The 23,951-nt window shown below is 53.8% G+C and carries 1 protein-coding gene (running past one end of the window); it reads left to right on the top strand.

The window, feature by feature from the left end; translation table 11 throughout:
• Positions 1-324 precede the first annotated feature (324 nt).
• Positions 325-23,951, top strand: the 5' portion of a protein-coding gene (locus tag UNDYM_RS30190) for a tandem-95 repeat protein (RefSeq protein WP_162044930.1). The gene runs 15,220 nt beyond the window's last position; 23,627 of the gene's 38,847 nt are visible here — the first part of the coding sequence; the start codon lies at positions 325-327; its stop codon lies off the right edge, out of view.

Here is a 23,951-nt window from a genome sequence, read left to right as displayed (position 1 = left end):
CCGAACAGGGCTATAGCGCGGCGGCAGCAGCGGATCCATACAAAAAAAGCAATGTTGCTACAGTTGCAATTCAATGCAAAAAAATATGTGAATGCACCCTAATTTCATTGTTGATTTATCTATCTATGTTTTTTTATATAAATGGATATTTAAAAATTTTATTTTTTTGAGAATTAATCGCAATAAGGCTAAACCTTTTCACAAATCCGTGGATGCATTGTTCAGTTAGAAATAAGTGCAGTCGATGCGTCTTGATCTCGTAGTTTGCTTTTATAGCAAGCATGAGGCAGGGCGGTATTCCCAGACAATAAAGGATAGTTAAAAATGGTAGCGATAGTCAATGGACAAGGTTTAGGCGCAAATCTCAATGTATTCACAGGTCTGGGACAAAAGAGCCGGCTGAACCAGTCTGTGGTGGGGAGTAATGGCCAGCGCATCTACGTCAATGGCAAGAGTGGCAATCTGGTTGTACAAAATCAGGACTTGCAATTATTTGACCATGGGCTCGATCTTGGCGCGCTGCGTACCTACAACAGCAGCGGCAAATTCACCGACGACAATGGCGATAACTGGCTGGTGGGCTTTTATGCCAAACGCCTTGATGTTGTTGGACAATTGGGTAAGGCAGGCAGCAGCATCATCAGGACCGAAGCCGATGGTGCCCGTACCAGTTTCTCCTGGAACGACACGCTCCAGAAATACACAGGCCAAAGAGAGGGTGGGCATGCCAGTGAAATCACTATTGATGGCGGGCAATTACTGTGGAGCCAGCAAGGTAACTGCCTCTCTGAATCCTATGATGCCGGCAGTGGCCGCCTGCTTGCCACCATAGACCCGCTTGCGTACCGCATCAGCTATGAATACGACAGCAAGGGCTTGCTTGCCAAAGCCATTTCAGATAATGGTGTTTCCACCAGCTACCACTACGATGGCAATAATCTCAGCAACATCCAGACACATGCTCTGGATGTTGCAGGACAGTGGCAGGAACAAAACAGCGTTCATTACACCTACGATGCGCAAAACCGCCTGTCCGCAGTGAGCCTGAGTACAGCCGGTAATGGCGGGGTTGCTGGCAGCACCTATACCACTCGCTACACCTATGATGGCGACAGCAAACGCCTGGCCAGCATTGATCAAAATGATGGTACCCAACTTAGCTTCACCTACCAGGAAATCGGTGGAGAATACCGCCTCACACAAATTGAAGACGGCCAACAGCAAGTGACCCGTTTTGTCTACGATTTTGGCAATGGAGTTACCACTGTCGAAGACAGTCAGCATCACAATACCGTATTGAGCTACCGTACTGACGGCAAGCTCGTTGCCATAGACCAGCCTTTGCAAGACCAGGGCACTACGCATACTGAACTTCAATACGACGATCAGGGCAATTTACGCAAGGTCATTGGTGACAATGGTTTGCTCAGCGAAATGCAATATGACACCGAAGGCAGACAAACCTCAGGTCGCGATACAGATGGCAATACCCGGACACGAACCTATGACAGTCTCGGGCAGTTGCGTAGCGAAACCATACACCTGAATGCCGATGACCTTGATCCTGCCGCAAATGGCAAAGACAGTACCACACGTTACTACTATGTTGCTGCCTCCTCAGGCCGCGGTGAATTGCTCCGTTTTATCATCGATGCACAAGGGCAGGTCACCGAATATCGCTACAATGCACAAGACCAACGTACCAGCGCCCTGACTTTTGCCGCCACTACCATCGATGCTGCCAGTTTGAGCGGTGATGAAACTGCCGATGCCATTGAGAGTCTGGTGCTGGAACGCGCCCATCTCAAAGAGACAGAAAGCCAGTCAGCATACCGTACAGATATTCTGCGCACCGACCTCAGCTATGACGCCCATGGACAATTGGCCAGCGTCATTCACTATCTCAAGGTCAATGCCGATACCGGTTTTAGCGGTGTCGCTGATGGGCAGGCAGAAACACGCTATGTCTACGACCAGGATGGCCTTTTACTGTCCAAAGTCGAGCTTGCCAGCGCCTTGCAAATAACTTATGCCCACGATGAACAGGGACGCTTGCTCAGCGTGACAGAAGGCCCACAAATCAGCACTGTCAATCAGCATGATCAAGGCGCCATGCGTCTGAGCCTCACTGTCGCAGCAGGAGAGCAAACGACCCAGATTTACGGTAATGACGGCCATCTCGTCACTGCCTTTCTGGCAAATACTGCCGGCATCGGCGGTGAAGCGGAAGAGGTACTGCCCGGTGTGCAGGATATCCAGGGCAGTATTGCCCAGCCTGGTGAACAAGACAATTACCAGTTCGTCGTCAAGGAACGCTCACGCTTCTTTTTTGATGGTGTACAAGGCGATAAAATCCAGTGGAAACTCGACAATGGCGTCACTACCCTGTTCCCGAACAGAAATATGGGTGATAGCACAGATCCGTTTCTCGAATTGAATGCCGGTACTTACCACCTGACTGTGAGTGCCCAGCAAGGCAAGACGGGTAACTATAACTTCCGTTTGCTGGGCGAAAGTGCTGCTATTACTTTGCCAGAAAACACCGAAGTTACCGATAATCTGCAGACAGCCAACCAGGCGCAACTCTATGCAATCGAAGCCCAGGCCGGAGACCGTCTGTACTTCAGTCACGGTGCTGCTACGTCCGGTAATAACTGGAACTGGCGCATTTTTGGACCAGATGCATCGCTTCTCGGCAGCGGTGCATCATGGACTGATAGTGGTGCCCTGATTGCTGCCAAACCTGGCAAGTACTGGGTCAGCATAGAAGCGGCAACACCAGGCAGTAGCGCTGCCGTGCCCTATGCCTTTACCATGTTCAGACAGACACCTGTCAATACTCCAGCAAGTTTTGCCCAGGCTTACCATGTTGAGTTAGCCACACCAGGAGCTGCTGCCAGCTATGACTTTGATGTAAGCCAGCCATCCTGGTTGAAATGGGACCAGCTATCCTACGCGACGAATATCAACTGGCGTTTGCTCAATACGAAAGGACAAGTACTTGCCAGCGGCAACGCTGGCAGTGTGAATGAAACCCGTCTTGCTCCTGTCAATGTACTTGCGGGGCGTTACCGTCTGGAATTCTCTGGTAGCGACAACAATCCTGGTGCACTCGACTTCCGCATGTTGGCCATTGCTGAATCTGCACCTGTGACCCTCATTGACGGGCAGACCGTCGCCATAGGCTCTGCTTCGGGGCATGAAGACAATGTCTATCTCTTCCATGCAGATGATAAGACCAACTTGAGTATCAGCCCCCAATTTGACAGAAGTGACGTGCTCGGCCAGTATCAGGTAACTGACCGTGCCGGTCATGTACTCCAGCAAGGCGAACTCGGCAATAACAGCTATGTTAACCTTGGCTTGCTACAAAGTGGTGATTACTACTTGTGGTTGGGCGGTGCTTTGACCAATGGTGCAGGATTCACAGGCAGCATGCATATGCAGACATGGGCTGCCCAAGCCATCAACAGTGGCGAACTGGCCGCCAATGGCGTGAGTGAAATCAAGGGCGACGTCACCGCAGCCGGACAAGTTATTAAAAATAACTTCCATGTCACCGAGGCTGGTACCTGGGTATTCGAGACGGCGACCAATTTGCTCAATACCCAGTGGGAGCTGGTTGGCCCGAATGGCGTTGTATTGACAGCCCGTGATCTCAATAAGACACAAGCTGCGGGCGGCGTTGCAGCCTACCTCAGCGCTGGCGATTATCAACTGACAGTGAGTGCAGGTAAAAATGTTGGCGCATATGCCCTGCATGCAAGCGCACTGAGCAATGCAGTTGCCCTGACAGATGCGCAGGCCCTGAGCCTGCCGGAGCTGGCAGTGGGCGAATCCGTTCTCTTACGCGCAGCATCTGCGTCACAAGACCGCTTTGACTATAACCTCAACGCCCAAAATGGCGAATTCAATGTCCAGGTCTTTGACCAATTTGGACGCAGCCGTTATAGCAGCGTCAGCGCAACAGGACAGTTTGAACAAGCGGCAGCGCAGGGTGATATCTACATTCGTGTTACTCGCGCTACAGCCGGGCCGGGCAGTGTTCAATTCACCACCTTACGTACGCTGGCAAACGTAGCAACACCAGCGCTGGGCACACCTATTAATCTGGGGCAGACAGTAATCGTCAGTGCGGCACCGCAAAGCAAGGCCACCTATAGTTTTGACCTGGCTCAGGATGGTTTGTTGTTTTTTGATTATCCATTCGGTGGTGTTAATGATGTTGAAGTGACCGGTACCTTACAGAGTTTTAGTCTATACGTTCCGACACCAGGAACCAACGGCGCTCCTGTCTGCCTGGGATGGGCCCCAGCAGGTCACTATAAAGTCAGTTTCGGTCGCTTTGCCGTCGAAGACTACGCATTTACTGTAAAAACCGTCCAGTCTGCGATTCAAGCTCTGCCGGATCAAGTCACGACAGGTGCGCTGGCAGCTAATCAAGGTGCTGCTTTATATCGCTTCGATGCTCAGGCTGGTAAAGATTATGAATTAGACAGTCTGGTGAGTGACGGCTTTTTGGGATATGAGGTATTCGATAGTTACGGGCATCGTCTTGATAGTGGTTTCACTTATGGATTGAAGAAGCAAAGCTGGTCGGTCAGCACAGAACAAAGCGCTTACATCCTTGTGTACAGAAATCCTGCAGACCTGAGTGCTGCACAAAATGTCGATTTCCGTATCAGCTCTTCTGCCTCCATAGCCAAAACAGAAGCAGGTCTGCTCGCCGAAGGGGCGGCAGTGACCGTACCTGTCCCCGCGCTTGGTGGCGGTCGAAGCCGCCTGATCGATTTTACGATAGAACACGATGGCTGGTGGACAGTCAGCGACCTCAACGCCAAGGCTGAAGGGCAGCAGGGCATCTGGGCGCTGGACCCAACGGATATCAATAGCGTCAATTCCGGCAAGGCATCCGGCAGGTATTCACAAAACGCGACACCAGTTTATCTGAGTGCCGGAAAACACCAGTTGCTCATACAAAATACGGGTGGAATGCCAGATCAGCCAGGCATCGGTGGTTTCTTTGACTTTGACCTGAGTCTGTCAAAAGCGGAAACCCTGGTACTTGCCGACAACACTGATACCAGCCTGAGTGCAGCGCAGATCAACCTGCTGGAGGTCAATGCGACACCTTCGGACAAGATCACATTACGCATTCATTCTGCTGATGGTCAACATGCCTACGCAGTGCAGGCCTACGACCGCCTGGGGCAGTACCTCAATACTATCTCTGAATTTGATGAAGTCACGGGCGATCAAAGGCTCACGATCACGCAAAGCAATGTTACTGGCCCCGCCTTTATTGCCATCACAAAAAATGCTGATGCCAGCCCGGCTGCATCGTTGACTGCCAATGCCCAGGTAACGGCACTGGATTCGACATTACAGCCTCAGGGACGCGTACAAACCGGTCAATGGACCGTACCGGACATTGATGACGTGAATGGCCGCTACAGTAGCATCTATAATCTCACCGTGCCTGAAGATGGCCTGATTGTTCTGGAACTCGAGAGTCAGACTCCCCCGACTGCAGATGATTATTACAGCATCAGCCTGACAGGTGTGGATGGGCAATACCTGGCCCAGCCAAATGGTGCTTATCGTGTACCTGCTGGTGACTACGAAGTCCGGATACAACAATATAGCGCAAAGATAGACCGTTTCCGGGTGACCTCACTGCATGCCAGTTCAGCCTTGCCAGCGCGTGTGTCCACGCCTTTGCACCTTAATGCCAATCAGACTGATACTCTGTTTTACCAGGATTTGAATGCAGGTGATCACTGGCAGGCGGCGTTTGAACCAGCCAATGGTAATGTGCGTTATGAACTCTTCAGTATCGAAGGTAACTCCATCGCCGGAGGACAGTATGGTCCGGCGACTGCCCACATTGAAAAAACCGGGCGTTACCTGATCAGAGTGTCAAATACCGGCCCTGCTGTTGATCTCAGCATCAATGCCGGTCCCGTGCCACAAAATGTGATTCCTGCTGTCGTGGTCAATCTGCTGGCAGACCAGACCAACAATATTGATGCAGTCTTCAATCCCGGTCAGACACAGACATACACCTTTGATATTGCCCAAAGTGGTCCATGGCTCATATCAACCCTGGCGCAAAATTACGGCATCAGTGCCAGATTATCTGGCAGCAACGGAGTCAAGCTGGATTTGTATGATTTGTTGAGCAACGGCCCCAGGTCAGACAATCCTGTGTTCCTGGAAAAAGGGACGTATACCCTGGTACTCAATAACACGGCTGATCTGGCGGCACATGCCACTATCCGCCTGACACCGTTGACCAGTATGGCTGCCGTCAACAGCGGAACAGGCATTGATCTGCAGCAGATGCAGGTAGGAGAGGTCGCCTGGTATCGCTTGCCGGTGGCAGCAGGAAATGACGTACTGGCGGGTATCAGCAAAGATGGGAGCAGTTATATCCCGTCGGCGGATTTTTACGTCACTGCCATCAACTTCTTTGATCAGATTGGTGCGGTCAATTATTTGTACAGTGGGTCAAAGCCATACAGTGTTGGCAAGGCCATGCAGGTCAATGGTGATTTTTACGTCAAGGTCCTGCGTACTGCCAATACAGGTGAACATGCGGCGCTTCTGCTGTCGTCTGCAAGCAATACAGAGTCAGGCCCGGCAGGGAAAGCAATCGCCGTCGATGCTCCACAAAACTGGCAGGCATCCTCCGCACCCCGCTTCGATTTCGATCTGGCCACGGATGGCTGGGTCACGCTGGAATGGCAAGATGGAAATTACCAGGACTGGTCGCTGAGCGGGCCGCGTGGCGTAGAAACCCAGGGCCATATCGCGCAACAATTTGCCGGCAATCAAAATGATAACTGGCGTGCAGGTAGCTGGAAAGCGCCGGTCCAATGGCTGACGGCGGGGCATTATCAACTCAGCCTGGCCAATGGCACAGGTAATGCGCGTTTTACTGTTGTCCATGAACAGCAGGTACAACAGATTACACCTGGTGCCAGTGTCGCCGTAGAGATGGCAGCGGATCAGCAATATGCCCTGTTCTCCCTGAACCTGAGCGCCAATAACGAAACGGTGCTGCTGGGGCTGGCAGGTGCAGCGTCAGGCAATCATTACCGTTTGTATGATGCAAGCGGCAATCTGGTACTGGAAGGCGATCCTGCCAACAACCGGCCACAGTCGTTTGTACCAGGTCACAGCGGGCGCTATCTCCTGCAAGTGGCGCGCAATACCTTTGACACCCTGGGTGGCACTGCATTGCATTTCCAGGTCAGTCAGGCTACTGGTACGGCATTACCATTACCGTTTGGCCAGGTCATCCAGAGCCAGTTCGTCAAAGACTATCAAAGTATCGACTATACCTTCACACTTGCTACAGCGGCCGAGTTCAGCCTGTCGAATCTGGGTAGCAATAGCAGTTATAGCCTGCTTGATGGATCTGGTTATCCAGTCAATAACCTCAATGCCAACGCAAACTATAATGGCCAGTACGCTTACAGTCTGCGTGCCGGGCAATATACTTTGCGGGTGAGCAATAACGGTTATGCTTCCAGTTGGCCGGCTGATTTCTCCTTCAGCACCCAACTCCTGGAAAACACGACAAACCTGGCTCTCGGGGAAACACAAACCATCAACTGGGATAAGGGCAATCCGGACCAGGTGATCAGTATCGCCGGTACTGCCGGTAAAACTTACTGGATAGATGCCGTCTCACCATTCCAATATGGTACGCAGCTTGTCTACACCGTACTCAATTCCAGGGGACAAACTGTTTCCAGTGGCACAGTCAGCCATTATATCCAGCCCCCCAATCTGGCGCCTCAGACAGGCATCGCATTCCAGGCCGCAGCAGACGACACCTACAGCGTACACATGTATGCCTATGCCCTAAATGGCAGTGTCGATTTCAAGCTGGCCGAAGGTAAAACTCAACAAGAAAATTATTCACTGGGCAGTGTACTGACGACTTCCCTGAACATACCCGCAGACAGGCAGGATTACAGCTTCAGTCTGAGCGAAGCAACCATGGTCTGGTTTGATATCAGCGGTGGTGCCTATAATCTCAGCCTGCAAAGAAGCGATATCGCAGCCACTGTTTTTGCAACAGGTAATAGCACTACTGTCATGCAAAAGGGTGCTTACCTGCTGGAGGCAGGCAACTATCGTTTGCAAATTGCACCGAACCAGGATGCACCAGGCAGTATCCGTATTGCCACCACACTCCTTGCCGCCTTGCCCGAAATGGCACTTGACAGCACCCTGCCCGTGACAGTCGAGCAGGGTAATCAATCTACCGCAATGCGCCTGCATGGCAGTGCCGGGCAAAAACTCCTGATAGACACCCGTCGCCTGACCGATGGCAGCTACGGCCAGCGTTGGGAAATCTTCAATGCGCAGGGAAAATCCCTGGTCAACGGGACCGAGTATTACGGTAGTGATGCATCGACCAGATTCACCTTGCCGGAAGATGGCGATTACCTGTTTGTTCTCTCGGGTATCTACGATAGCGATAATGCGGTAAGAAACAGCACCATCTATGTTGGTAATTACAGCGAGACCAGTCTTGCCATCAAGCAAGGTGATCAGGTCAGTGCCGCGATTGCCAAGCCTGGCGACATCAATCACTATGAACTGAATCTCGAGCATGACACGACCATCCTGCTCGATACCCTGGGAGGTAATGCTGAGCTCTCATTCAATGGTGCCCAGGGCAAGCTGTTCAATATCAGTTTAAGTAACAATGGGGCATACACTACCCAGGTTGTACCAGCAGGGCACTATACGATAGATGTCAGTGCCCCAGGTGCCAGGACTTCAGATTACCGTTTCCGCCTGTTATCCCTGACAGACGCCGCTACAGGCGAAGGGACTCCCGGCAAGATGACTGGTGAACTGGGTGCCGGGCGTCAGCTTGGCGTGTTCAGGCTCAATACGGTGGCAGGGCAGAAATACAATCTGGATTTCAGGATCCCGGGTTCTTACGATGGCTATTTTATTTATGATGTAGTAGATCAGTTTGGCCGCAAAATCATCAGCGATGCCCGTACCTATGGCGAGTCCGTTGATTTCGTCGCCCCTGACATCGGTGCAGCTTATCTGGTCGCCAAACAAGGCAGTGATGCCAACACTGCACAACATATAGAGTTCAATCTCAGGCAACCTGCCAGCATCTCTGCTGACCTGGTCTGGAATAGCGAGACTTCCTTGGCTGTTGCTACCCGCCGGGACCAGGCGAATTATCGTTTCCATCAGGATGCGGCTGGTTGGGTTGAACTGGCCGACATCAAGGCACCGTCTGGCGGCGTTGCTATTGACATAATCGGGCCCGATGGTAGCATCATGAAATCTGCCGTGCTTGATAGCCAGGGTCATGGCAGGCTGGACGCCTACCTCAATGCAGGGGATTATTCCGTTCGCGTGATTGGCAAGGTCGATGGTGCAGACGGCAATGTCCAGTTCACTGCAAGACAAGTGCCGGCGCAGCAAAGTCTCGACAGGAATGCAGGTGTGCCACAAGTGCTCAGCCTGCCTGACGGTAATGACAGCCTGTCTCTATGGTCACTCAAGATCGCCAGTGGAGATCAACTGCAATTATCTGCGCAAAACTGGTCAGGTCAAGGTCATCTGCAAATTATTGCCAGCGATGGCAGCGTGTTGAACGACTGGAACCCGGCCAGTGGCAATACCAGCATGACCGTTGTCAAGGGTGGGGCCTATCTGCTCAAGATAGAACGCGATAGCCTGAGCAATGTCACCAGCAATGCGTTCAGTATTACAGCGATTATTGGCCAGACAGAGACGCTGGAACCAGTCACCTCGGTGTTTGCTGCCAGTGGCACAGTCGATGCCAATACACCTGCGAATTTCTCTTTTGAATTGAGCGAAGCAGGGCTGTGGTACCTCGACCGGAATATCAAACCTGAAGGCAATGCGTTTTACTACCAGACGGCACGTATCACCGATGCCAATGGTGTCTCCTTTGGAGATGATGCCTATGGACAGGCGCATTATCTGAAAGCGGGCAGGTATACACTCAGCATCGCGCAAACATATGGTGCCGGTGCTTATGACTTCAGCTTGCGCCAGCTTGACGGCAATCAGTTACCAGGTTTGCCATTGGATCAGGTGGTCGCTGTACCGCTGAACAGCTACTCTGCAAGCGCTTACCAGTTGGACGTTCATGCTGGTGAGCATCTGCGCTTCAACAGTATCTCAGGTACAGGCAATTACGCCACACGCCAATGGCGTCTGGTGAACCAGTTTGGACAGGTGCTGCAACAGGGCAGCAGTGCAGGTATTGATTCGCCAGCGTTTGAGATCAGCAAGACAGAACCAGTATATCTGCTGTTGCTGGATAACTCAGGTTTCTACGGTAACACCGCAGATAGCAGCATCAACTTCCAGATCAGCCATGTACAGGATGCCTTGGCCGAATCCCTGCAGTTAGGGCAGGTGGTGACAGGCGTCTTGAATCCCGCTACCCCAAGCCACAGCTACACCCTGACGCTCACTGAAGCGAAAACCATACAATTCGACCGCCTCAACAATATCACGGGCAATAATGTCAGTTTCAGCATTCTTGGCTCGTATTCTGATGGCGTGCTTGCATCACAAAACCTGCCTGTTTCTGACAGCAATAGCTACTATTCCAACATCCTGACCTTACAGCCAGGGCGCTACACGGTTACAATTTCCGACACACGTGACAGTAGCAGCAATTTCGGTTTCAGTTTGCGCGACCTGGCGATGGCTACACCGCTGGCGAATGCCCGGGTAGTAGAAGCGAGCTTGCCACCTTCTGGCGAAATGCAGATGTACAGCATCGATGCCAAGGCCGGAGACCGTCTGTATGTCGCCTTCCAGAACCTGCTGCCGCGCAATTATGCCTACGATGCCGTTAAAGGAGCATGGCGTTACAACTATACTGCCAATATCCGCCTGATTGATCCTTATGGACGCATGGTCGCCAACAATGACCTGGCCGACACCGAGCTGGTGGCCAGTGTTTCTGGCAGATACACCATAGAAATTGAAGACCAGGACCGTAACGACGACCCTGTTCCTTATACCCTGGCCGTGTATGTCAATCCTAAAACCGATCCACGCACCATAGAGCTTGGTACAGGTATAGAAGGAATTGATTTGCAGGTGCAGAATGTCAGCGTGGCGGCAGCCCATGCTGGTGAGTCTCTGCAATCCGGTAATGAAATCACGATTAACTGGCTCACAAAAAACCTGGGCAATAAAGCGACGGTTGGTAACTTCACTGAACACCTGGTCATCCGCAATGCGCTGACCCACAATATCGTCCTGCAGGCAGATGTTCCCTATCTGGAATCCGCTGCTGGCAACGGTCAGTTACAAGCGGGTGGTGCAATTGCCAGAAGTGCCAGAGTGCGCCTGCCAGCCGGGCCTTCTGGTGCCGGTGAGCTTGAAATCACCATTGAGACCAATGCTGACAATGCGCAGGTAGAGACTGGCAATGCGGCACAGAATGATCTGGCTATCGCCCGGTTCAGCAGTGAGCTCGCAGCTTACCCTAACCTGCAGGTCAAGGACCTGAACATGAACCCGGCCACCAACTGGCAGGCTGGCGACCATGTGCAGATACAATGGAATACCGCCAATGCCGGTACAGCTGCAGCCAAAGGCAACTGGAACGAGCGCGTCGAGTTAATCAACCTGACCACGGGTGCCGTGGTTGCTGATGTCCTCAAGAGCTTTGATGCCCAGGACATTGCCAGCGCCACTGCCGTTGCCCGCTCTGCCGAAATCATCTGGCCTAATGGCATCAATGCGATTGGCCGTTTCCGCCTGCGCGTCACTATCGACACCGCCAATCAGATTGCTGAATACGATGCGACCGGTTCCCTGAAGTTCGATAACGTGAAGGAATTGCCGGTTGTCGCTGGCCCGGATCTGCAGGCCCGCCACATCGGTTTGCTGGAAACTGACGCCCATGATGGTGATACTGTCACCATCGTCTGGGAAGACGTCAATACAGGCAGCGTAGCTGCCCCGGCAGCTTATCAGGATCGCGTCATCGTCCGTCAGCACAATGCTGATGGCACGCAAGGTGCTGTTCTGATGGATACTGCCGTGAGCTTCCCCGCTGACGCAGGCCTGTCCCTGGCGGCTGGCGGCAGCCGTACCCGTTCAGTCAAACTGAACCTGCCTGTTGGCCTGGCAGGTAGCGGCACATTTGATGTCACCGTCATTGCAGACAGCAACACCTCGGGTGCTGGCAGCATATTTGAAACCAATGTCGCCGGCGATGCCGAGACCAACAATACCGCAAACGCACAGATCAGCATCACGCAACATAGCTATGCCAATCTCAAGGTCAACAATTTACTGGTTCCTGCCAGCGTCAGTTCTGGTGCTGACGTCCTGATTACCTGGACAGTCAGCAATGAGGGTGATGCTGCCGCCGCTGGTAACTGGATAGACCGTATTATACTCACAGGCGATGGCAGTGCTGGCAATACGGGCGAGATCGTGCTGGCCAATGTAAAACGTACAGCAGCACTCAATGCCAAAGGCAGCTACACCCAGTCTGCCACCGTGCATATTCCGGCGCGTATGTCCGGCAACTACCGTTTCGCAGTCATTGCCGATGTCAACCGTGTCATTGCAGAGCCAGATACCCGGGCCGACAATCTCCGTCTGTCCGACATCATCAGCGTTGCACCTACCTATACGGATTTGCAACCTGTCATCCTCAAGGCGCCGACAGAAATTCATGTCGGCACCACTGCACGCATAGAATGGAAAGTCAGCAACCAGGGCAATCTGGCAACCGATGTCTCACGCTGGGTGGATCAGGTCTACCTCTCTGCGACCCCGGTCATGGGAAGCGATGCCATCTCGCTGGGCTCCGTCACCCACGTGGGTGCGCTGGGGATTCATGATGACTATACCAGTACGCTGGATTTCAGCTTGCCAGAAAGCCTGACAGGTAACTATTACTTCTTCATCAAAACCGATGCCTTTGGCAATGCCTATGAGCTTGGCCATAGCGACAACAATATCTCTGACAGCACTCCCGTTACCGTCCTGGCCCAACCCAAACCTGACCTGAAGGTCAGCAAGATCACGACTGTGCCGCAATGGAAAGTGGGCAATACTGTTCAACTGACCTACACCATTGACAACGTCGGTAATGCACCTCTGGCATCCTGGACACAAGAGCAGTTCCGTCTGGTGAATATCGCCAATCCGGCGCAGGTCATTTACCTGGCGGGGCCGGCAGGCACGTCCAGGCAAGTCGCTGCGGGTGACTCCTATAGCGGACAGCTTGATGTCAACATCGTCAACATGCCTGTGGGTGAATGGCGTCTGGAAGTCATCGCTGACGCAGGAAACTATGTCAGCGAACTCAATGAAACAGACAACATAGGTCACACCAGCATCACCGTGGTGAGCCCTGATCTGATGGCGGACAGCCTCAATGTCAGCGGTAATTTAAAAGGTGGTGAAGAGGTCAGCATAGCCTGGATTACCCGCAACCAGGGCAGGGCAGATGCTGCCAATGTACGCGACAGTGTCTACCTCTCACGTGATGGTCAGCTTGACGCCGATGATATCAAGCTTGGTGACTTCAACTACGCCCTGATCACGGCAGGGGGCAGCGCCAACGGCAGCCTGCGTGTACGCCTGCCGATTGACAGCAATGGCGACTATCGCCTGATCGTGGTCACCAATGCCAACGCACAGGTCAACGAGGGCGGCAATAACGCCAATAACCAGAGTGATACCGGCATCCATGTTGATCTGGATGCCTATGCCGACCTGAGTGTACAGTCCATCAGCCATGTTCCCCTGGTGGTTGCCAACCCAGCTTCTGTCACCATCAACTACACTGTGACCAATCAGGGCACCGGTGCCGGAAGGACAGGTTCCTGGACTGATGTCGTTGTGTATTCCGCGGATGATATCTTTGGTAATAATGACGACCTTGTCCTAGGTACCGTGGAACACGAGGGTGGCCTGGCCCTTGGTGACAGCTACACTGGCAGCGTGACTTATCAATTTCCTGATGGCATGAGCCGTCATGGCACCATTTTTGTCAAAACCGACAAAGATGCCAAGGTGTGGGAAAACTCCCTGGAGAGCAACAACGTCCGCAAATCAGACATCAGCCTTGATGTCATGCCCAAGCTGTACGCAGATTTGCGTGTGGAAGCAGTGACCACCTCGGCGCCGGCCTACAGCGGCCGTCCACTCAGCATCAGCTGGACCGTTGCCAATCGCGGCGTTGCCGTGACCGACAGTGGCGAATGGCAGGATACCGTCTGGTTAAGCAGCAACCCCGATGGCAGCGGTACACGCTATGATCTGGCGCGCTCGAAACACCTGGGTCAACTCGGTATTGACGGCAGCTATACCCGCAAGCTGGACGTCAATATCCCCGATGGCCTGGAAGGCAACTTCTATGTCAACGTGCATACCGAAGGACCGTTTGAATTTATCCATACCGACGACAATACCGGTACATCAGTCGCTGTTCCCGTACAGTTAAGCAGGTCACCCGACCTGGCAGTGAGCGATATCAGCGTAGATCCAAAAGCACAGGAAGGATCGGCTACCCAGATCAGCTGGACCGTTAAAAACCTCGGACAGGGCGGTGCAGCCGGTGTCTGGGTGGATACGGTAGAACTGGTTCCCGTCACTGGTGATGGCCCGGCCATCCTGCTGGGTAACTTCAATTACACCCATGGTCTGGAATCGGGTATCAGCTACACCAGAAAAGAAGAAATCCGCCTGCCACAGCGCATAGAAGGCGCTTATCGTGTCCGTGTCACCACCAATAGCCAGATGTTCAGGCAGGTCAGCAGCAATGACCAGATTTATGAATTCGGCAGTGCGCGTACTAACAATACCAGCTTGTCTGGCGGGCAGGTGGAAGTCGAACTGACACCTCGTCCTGATCTGCATGTGGGGCAGATCAATGTCATCGGCACCCTGAAATCCGGCAATAGCGCCGGCGTCAGTTTCACCGTGACCAATACAGGCGGCCTGCCAACCTCAGGGCGATGGACCGATGCCGTCTATCTGTCACTCGATGGCGCAATCAACGCCAACTCCATACTGCTGGGCCGTATCGACAATGCCGCTGCCCTGATTACCGGCGATTCTTATTCCAGCCAGATAGCCAACTTCACCATACCATTGCGCTATCGTGGTGACGCCTACATCATCGTAGCGACGGATGTTGATAACAAGATCGAAGAATACCCGAATGAAATCAACAACATCAGCGTCAAGAAAATCCATATCGACCCCGTACCGTTTGCTGATCTGGTGACCAGCAACGTGGTGGCGCCATCACAGGCGAGTTATGGTGCCACCATTGATGTTGACTACAAGGTCAGCAACAAGGGTGAGGCCGCTGCTCAGGGAGAAAACAGTACCATCACCGGCTGGACAGACACCGTCTGGCTGACCAGGAGCAAAGGCAAGCCTTCCCCCGTCAAAGGTGACATCTTGCTGGGGCAGTTCGCCCATAACGGTCTTCTGGGAGTCAATGACGACTACCTTGGCCACATGACAGTCAAGATCCCCGACGATGTCGTGTCTGGTGAATACAATATCACCGTCTGGACTGACACCTACAATGTCATCCCGCAAGATACCCTGGCTGGCAATATCAACCCTGATGACCCGTCAACGCCCTTGAGTGACAACTACAAGGCACGACCCATCACCGTGTTGGGTGTCACCAAACCCGACCTGACCGTCACCGATCTCAAGTTCTCCCCGGATATTGTGGCAGGGACCGATTTCAACTTCACCTACACGGTGAAGAGCCTTGCCTCGTCCATCGATGACACCTGGGCAGACCGCGTCTGGCTGTCCGACAATGCCGACCTCAGCAAGGCCAAGGTCAAATGGCTGCTCGGTGATTACCTGCAAAAACGCAGTCTCGGCAATGGTGAACAATACACCGTCAGTGATACCGTGCGCCTGGCACCATCGGTGTCCGGTGCCTACGTGGTAGTTGAAACCAACACCACCGCCAATCTTGATTATGTCCAGGAATTTGACCGTAGCAATAACACGCTCAGCAAAGCAGGCACGATCAGCAATGCCCCGGCTGATCTGCAAGTCACTGCCATCAGCACACAGGCAGACAATGATTCAGGCGAACTGACACCCATCACTTGGACGGTCACCAATAAAGGTGCCGCCGTCTGGAGCGGCACCAAGGCATGGCTGGATAATATCTTCATCAGCACTGAGCCCACGTTTGATCCGCGCTACAGCTCACTGATAGGCTCAGTTGTTCATCAAAATACGAATCCGCTGGGTGCAGGTCAGAGTTACACCACCACCGCCAATCTGGCCCTGCCGCCTGGTGTCGATGGTAAATACTATATTTACGTCATCACTGATGCCGGTCACCGCTACAACGAGAGTGGTTTGCAGGCAGAGCAAGAAATGACGGCCACCAATTCCGCTGCAGCGGTAGAGCGATTCACAGGCTACCCGACAGACAATACTTCTGCGCGGGCTATCATTTACGACACTTCCGTATTTGAGGGTATCAACAACAAGAACAACATAGGCCAGGGCTCCCTGAACATCCACTACAAGGAACCTGACCTGCATGTCGAAGAAATCAAGCTGTCCAAGCCTAACCCTCAGTCTGGCGATGAAATTACCGTCACCTGGACAGTCAAAAACCAGGGTGGCCGCGCCACCCGTGTCGCACAGTGGCTGGATGGCATTTACCTCTCGCGTGACGACGGGCTTGATGATACGGATACGCCGCTGGTAGACCGGGGCAATCCGATAGAGAGCGGCCTGCGCGTCGCCGTGGTCAGTCTGCTCGATGAAAAAGGCGAACCACGCTATCTGCAAAAAGGCGAGTCCTATACCCAATCCGCAACCTTCGTCCTGCCTACCTCCATCAGTGGCAACTTCCGCCTGATCGTCAAGACAGATACGGAAATTACCAAGAGCTTCGTTGATAAAGAGTACCAGCCTGTCAGCAGCATACGCGCTAATCTGGATGTCCTGCAGTCGAACTTCGGCGCAAGTGGTGCCGTCAATGAATTCAAGGATGATGGCAACAACGTCGCCAGCATCGCCTTGCCTATTTCCCTGGCAACGCCACCTGACCTGGTGGTCAGCAAGGTTGAGATTCCTGAGTCCGTCAATGCAGGTCAGGAATTCAGCGTCAAATACCAGGTTCTGAACCAGGGTGGTAAAACCCCGGCAGATCAAAGCCAGTGGCGCGACCTCATCTACCTGTCCAAAGACCGCAATCTTGACCTCAAGAACGACAAGTTCCTCGGCTATGTTGATCACAACACCGGGTTGCCGGCAGGTGCCAGGTATGATGCCTCCATGAGCTTCAAGGCCCCGGCCGATATGAGCGGCTCCTACTACGTCTTCGTCGTTACCGATCCAGACAAAGTCATGGGCTCCGGTTACGGCGGCAAAGTTTTTGAAAGCAACAAAGAAAACAATGTCACCGCCAGTGACGTACCTCTGCTGATCGTCACACCACCACCGGCCGACCTGGTACTCTCCAGTGTGACCGTACCAACGGCAGGCCAGGTCGGTGCCAGTGTGGAAATCAGCTACACCATAGAAAACGCCTCAGACAACCCCGCCTTTGGCAACTGGACTGATGCCATCTACCTGTCTTCAGACAACCAGTGGGATGTCGGTGACATCCTGCTCGGCAAAGTGGATCATAGTGGTGACCTGGCAGGCCGTGCTGCCTATTCCGGCAAACTGACTGCTACACTGCCGCCTTTGAAAGACGGTGCCTGGCATGTCGTCGTCCGTCCTGATATTTACAACCAGGTCTTTGAAGGCACCACCAGTTATGACGCCAATGGCATTCACCTGCCACAGGGCAAACTCAATAACCTCAATGCTGCTGGCGGTACGCTCAATATCACCGTGCCTTCACTGACATTGGCAACGCCATTCAACACCACCCTGTCTACCGGACAATCGCAATTGTTCAAAGTCAGCGTGGCGGCCCACCAGACCCTGCGTGTGCTGCTTGACTCTGCCGCCACCAGCGGTGCCAATGAAGTCTTTATCCGCTATGGCGATATCCCTAGTGGTTATAACTACGATGCCGCCTACGATATTGCCACTTCACCAGACCAGCAAGCCATCATCGCTGATACCAAGGCAGGGGATTACTACGTCCTCATTCGTGGCCGCCAGTCCCCGGCCGCCACGCCGGTCATGGTTCGTGCTGACCTCATGCCTTTGGCCATCACCGGCATCACCCCTGATATCGGCGGTAGCGGTGACGATGGTCACCGCTGGGTCACCATGGATATCCAGGGTGCCCAGTTCAAGGCCGGTGCCCTGGTCAAGCTCTCACGCCCTGGTGTATTTGAATTGCAGCCAGACCGCTGGCAAGTGCTTGATGCCACCCACATCCGCGCCATCTTCAACCTGCAAAACGTGCCGCATGGCCTTTACGATTTGCAAGTCATCAACCCCGATGGGCAAACCGTCACCGAAAGCTATCGCTACGTCGTTGACCGCATGGTCGATCCCGATGTCACCATCGGCATAGGCGGTACACAAGGCATACAGGCTGGCGGCAGTGCCAGCTACAGCGTTGCCCTGCAAAGCCTGACCAATGTCGATACACCCTATGTACGCTTTAATCTCGGTGCCACCAATCTTGGCAATACCGAAGAGCTGTTGCAGCAACTGGGCCTGCCCTATGCCACCTACACCTCCAATGTCGGCGGCGCACCTTCTGGCCAGATCACGCCTGATATCGCCAATACCCAGACCTATGGCAGCACCCCTGTCGACGGCACCAAACGTCCGGATGTTCCATGGGCATCTCTCGACGGCGCCGTCAATACCAATGGCTTTAACCTGACACCGGGCTATGCCTTCGATGTCGCTGCCAATGGTATGGTCAGTGCCACCTTCAGTATCCAGACCTACCCTGGTCTCGCCGAATGGGAAGCCGGTGACTTTGAAGGCCTGCGCACCAAGCTCTACCAGATTCATCCAGATTGGAAAGCCGTTGGCCTGCTCAGTAATGGCCCGGCAGACCTCGACAAGATTTCGGTTGGCCTGGCCCGCCGCTTCCTGTCTACCGACCCGGAAGTCCGCCTGAGCAAGGAAGAAATCTTGTCCAAGGCCTTCCGCTTCAATGTCTTTGGTACCGCAACGCCGATCACGCGCGACGAATTCATCGCCGAGCAAAGCGCCTACGCACTGCAGTTACGCAAGGCCATCCTGGCCGACAGCACGGCCGGCTCCAGCCTGCAAGTGCTGGCAGCCGATGCCGATCAATGGACCAAAGGCTGGCTGGCTGCGCTTGAAGCCGCAGGTGCCCTGCGCCCGGTTGACCAGGCGCCACCTATCCGCAACAGTGCCCAGGTACTGAGCCTCAATGCCACCCTGGCTACCGGCATACTGCTGGGCCGTGCAGGTGAGCTGTACAAGACCCAGGCAAGCGTCCTGGCCTTCTTCAGCAAGGTACAGCAATGGTATGGCGATACCGCCCGTTATGTTGGCGACCCCCAGGCAAAAACTGCCGCCATTGAGTATTACGAAAAACGCTACACCAACGATGGTGCAGAAGTATTGAGCCCGGTACCCGTTGCCCCCAACATGGCCGATTACCAGGCCAATGCCGCGCATGATACCCACTTCATCAACTTCAATGTCTTCACCGGTGCCCGTGCAGAACTGGAATACCTGCGCCACCTGGGCCTGCTGGATGACAAGTTCCGTGCCGTCGGCCCGCAAGCCATCAACCTCAGCCAGTTCCTGAGCCAGGCTGCCACCCAGGCCGCCCCGGACCAGAAGACCATCGCCATCAGTGGCCCACAAGTGTTGCCTAATAGTCAAGGTATTGCCTATGTACCGGCCCGGGTTGATTTGCCCTACACCCTCAACTTTGAAAACAACACCGACCACGCCCTCGGCCAAGTCAGGCTGGTCACCAAGCTCGACAGCAATCTCGACCCACGCACCCTGCGCCTGGGTGACCTGAAACTGGGCGATATCAACGTTCATATCCCTGACAACCGTGCCAACTTCCAGGGTGACATCAACCTGGTCGGCAGCAAAGGCTTCATCCTGCGCGTCAGCGCCGGTATCGATGCAGAAACCTACACCACCACATGGTTGCTGCAGGCGATCGACCCCAACACTGGCGAAGTCCTCAATGACCCGCTGCGTGGTTTGCTGATCCCGCAAAAGAACGATGGCGGCAAGAGCATCACCGGCTTTGTGAGCTACGTAGTCCAGGCCAGCAACAAGGCCACTACCGGCAGCAAGGTAGACGCCAGCGCCACCATCTGGTTCGACGGCATGCCACCGACAGAAAGCAGCCATATCGGCTACACGCTTGACGCCAGTGCCCCGCAAACCACTCTGAACGCCAGCACCCTCGCCCCTGACAATACTGGCGCACCGGTCTACAGCGTCAAATGGCAGGCAATGGATGATGCCAGCGGCGTCAAGAGCGTCACCGTCTATGTGTCCGAAGACGGTGGTGACTTCCATATCTGGCAAAAACAGGTCAGCACCGCAGAAGGCCAGGCCGTATTTACCGGCAAAGCCGGGCATGTCTATGAATTCCTGGCCGCCGCCACCGACAATGCCGGTAACCGCGAAGCAGCGAACATTGCCAATGCCGTCCTGCCAGACGATGGCGGCAGCGCCAATCTCGGCAACAACCAGGCCCTGCAAGGCACGGCAGAATTGCCAGCCGCCAGCACTGACCGCACCTATGTCAGCAATGACATCTTCCAGTCCGCCACACAAGCCTTGCCAGGCCAGGTCGCTCCTGCACAACAGGTTGACCTGCAAAGCGTGATCGCCCCCATGACCCTGCGCGCCTTTGCCGACGGCTTTGGCAGCAGCCAGGGTGAGATCGGTGCCATGGCCATGGTGCAACTGCCTGATGGCAGCATCCTCGCCAGCGCCGGCAGCCAGCGCAACCAGCTGTTTGCCTATGGCAAGGATGGTGGCCACAATGTCACGCCACTGTTCACCCTGAACGAGCCCGTGCTCGACATGGCCGTCGACAAACTAGGCCAGTTGTGGGTCATGACCGGCAATGAGCTTTTACTGCTCGACGCCCATAGTGGGTCTGTCATTGCCCGCCAGAGCGGGCCGGGCGGTATCGCCCTGACGCAAGCGCTGGCGATTGATCCAGACAGTGGTGTCATCTATGTCTCTTCCAGCAATGGCATAGAAATCTACAATCCCCAGGCCGCCAATGGCAGAGCCTGGAGCCATTTCTCCAACAACCGCGTCAATGACCTCGCCTTCGGTACAGATGGCCGCCTGTGGGGCGTGCGCTGGACCGGTGGCGACATCAATACCGCCTCACCGATTGCCACTACCGACATCATCAGCTTCCCCATGTCCGGCCGAGAAAAGGGCAGGGCACAGCTGGAATACCGCATTGCAGGCATCATCGACAGCATCAGCTTCGGCAAGGCAGGTTCGCCACTGGCAGGCCTCTTGCTGGCCTCCAGCAGCCCGGCCCAAAGGCCGACTACGGATGCCACCACCACAGCGCATACAGCCGGCGTCTGGATGATAGAACTGGCCTCGCACCGCGTCTTGCAAGTCGCCAATGGCGGCAGCAAGGGTGAAGCCATCGTCACCACCGCAGATGGCCGCATCCTGGTCGCCCAGACCGGCCATATCGATGAACTCTCACCGATCAAGCCACCACACATCCTGGCCAGCACCATCCCCGATGGGGCGATGTTGCCTCTGCCACTGAATCAGGTCGCCATCAACTTTGATCAGGCCATGTGGACTGACATGACCGGCGATGCTACGGCTGACCTGGCCAGTGTCACCAATACCTGGAACTACAGCCTGGTTTCTACGCGTGCTGACGGTAATTTTAATTTCCACCCTAACAAGGTGACATGGAACGCCGCTACTCGTTCAGCAATACTGACTTTGCCAGACTTGCCAGCCGGTAGCTGGAGTTTGCTGGTCTCCAATAAAATACGCAGTGCCAATCAAGTAGCGATGGAGCAAGGCTATGTCAGCAATTTCACGACACTGATGAACTTCAGCAGTAATGTGAAACTGAGCTTCAACAACACTCGCGCCAACCATGCCACCGGTGAAATCAGCTATGACATCAGCATCACCAACACTGGCCTGGACGATTTGCATGCGCCACTAAGCCTGATGGTTGACCCAGGCCAGTATTTTGGAGGCGCAATCAATAACGCTACTGCAGGCGCTGGGCAACAAGCAGGATTGTGGCGTATTGATTTGAGTTCTATTCTGGCGTCTCACGGTAATAAACTCAAAGTTGGTGAAACCTTGAGCAATCAGACCGTCACCGTCAAACCCATGAATGGACTGGTAAGTACCGACACAAATGGGCAAGTGGTCAAATTTGACGCAGCCCATAATGTGTATGCATTACCTTATCAAAACGTGCCGCCAGCATTATCGATAACCGTAGATCCTGCAGCGATGTCGTCATTGCTGTCGCGCATGCATCTGGCAGATGAGACAGCTTTGCGCGATTTGCTGGATAACACGGATACTAATGACGTCGATACAGACGCTGGCTTGCTTAATGCATTGCACCTGCCTGCGGATCTGCCAGCAAGCGAATTGCTGGCTTTGAAAATGATATGGGACGATGGTTATTCTGATTTCCATGCGGCCACTCCAGGAATGCCATGGACTGCAAACCTGGCAGCGGATGACGAAGATGGCACCCAATTTTTCTGGGAAATTGTTCAGGCTCCACCTGGCCTGACCTTGACACCTGATACGGCAGTGAGTTCAACTGCGACGGGCCATCGCAATATTGCGACTCTTAATTGGACACCAACGTCCCGTGATCTGGCTGAAACAGATGTGGTCATTCGTGTTCAGGATTCTCGAGGCGGGGTGGAAACTCGTCGCTTCACCATACCTGTCACAGGTGGTAATGTTGCGCCTGTTGTGAATAGCAGCGATGTAATTACCTTGACCGAAGGACAGGCATTGGCGTTGCCAATCAGTGCGTCGGACGCAAACGGTGACCCGCTTACTATTACCGTGCGCAACTTGCCTGCTGGTGCAAGCTTTAACGCTGCAACAGGTATCCTGAGTTGGACACCAAGTTACGATCAAGCTGGTGTTTATAATAAAATCAGCGTCATTGTCAGCGACGAGAACACCACGACGGTACAAAAACTGACGATCAATGTAAATCAGGCATATGCAAAACCTGTTCTGACTCCTCTCGCACAGCAACAATTGCGCGAAGGTGATCTCTTTGGCGTGCAATTGGCTGGGAAAATACCAGGATTCAAGAACCGCCCTGGCGATCCTGCCAATATCTATCGTCAGGCTGATGGTACAACTGTCAAACTCAGTTATGACGCTTCCTGGCTGCCTGTCGGTGCTACTCTGAATGCTGACACAGGTTGGTTGTCCTGGACCCCAGGATATAACCAACATGGAAAAATAGTTGTTCCCATCACCTTGCGTGCAAGCTACATTGATGCGAGCGGCGAAGAGATACAATTTACAAGTACAACACAAGACTTTAGCTTCAATGTCCTGAACGCCAATGGCGCACCAGAATTCGCCCCGACAGATACATGGCACGTCATTGAAGGCCAGCCTCTGCAGGTAGGCGTATTCGCTTATGACCCCGATAATCCTGACTTCGCACCCAAAATCCGTCTTACACCGCAAGGCGTAGCCGACGGTGGTGTCGGCACGTCCAGCGTACGCTACGTCGTTTCAGGTCTCCCTCAAGGCGCAAGCTTTGATGAAGATACACTGCAAATCATCTGGACTCCGACCTATACCCAGGCAGGTACTTACCAGATCGTCGTTACTGCAACTGACGATGGTGACGGTACAGGCGTAAAAGCCAGCAGCCAGATCACCATTCCTGTTGTTGTTGAAAAAGGCTATCGTGCACCTGTCCTTGGCACCATCACCAATGCCTCCGTTGCCGAGGGCAGCACGCT

This window comes from Undibacterium sp. YM2 (assembly GCF_009937975.1).
GTDB lineage: Bacteria > Pseudomonadota > Gammaproteobacteria > Burkholderiales > Burkholderiaceae_D > Undibacterium.
The sequence above is the reverse complement of the archived record's forward strand: the minus strand, read 5'-3'. Positions and strand labels throughout refer to the sequence as shown.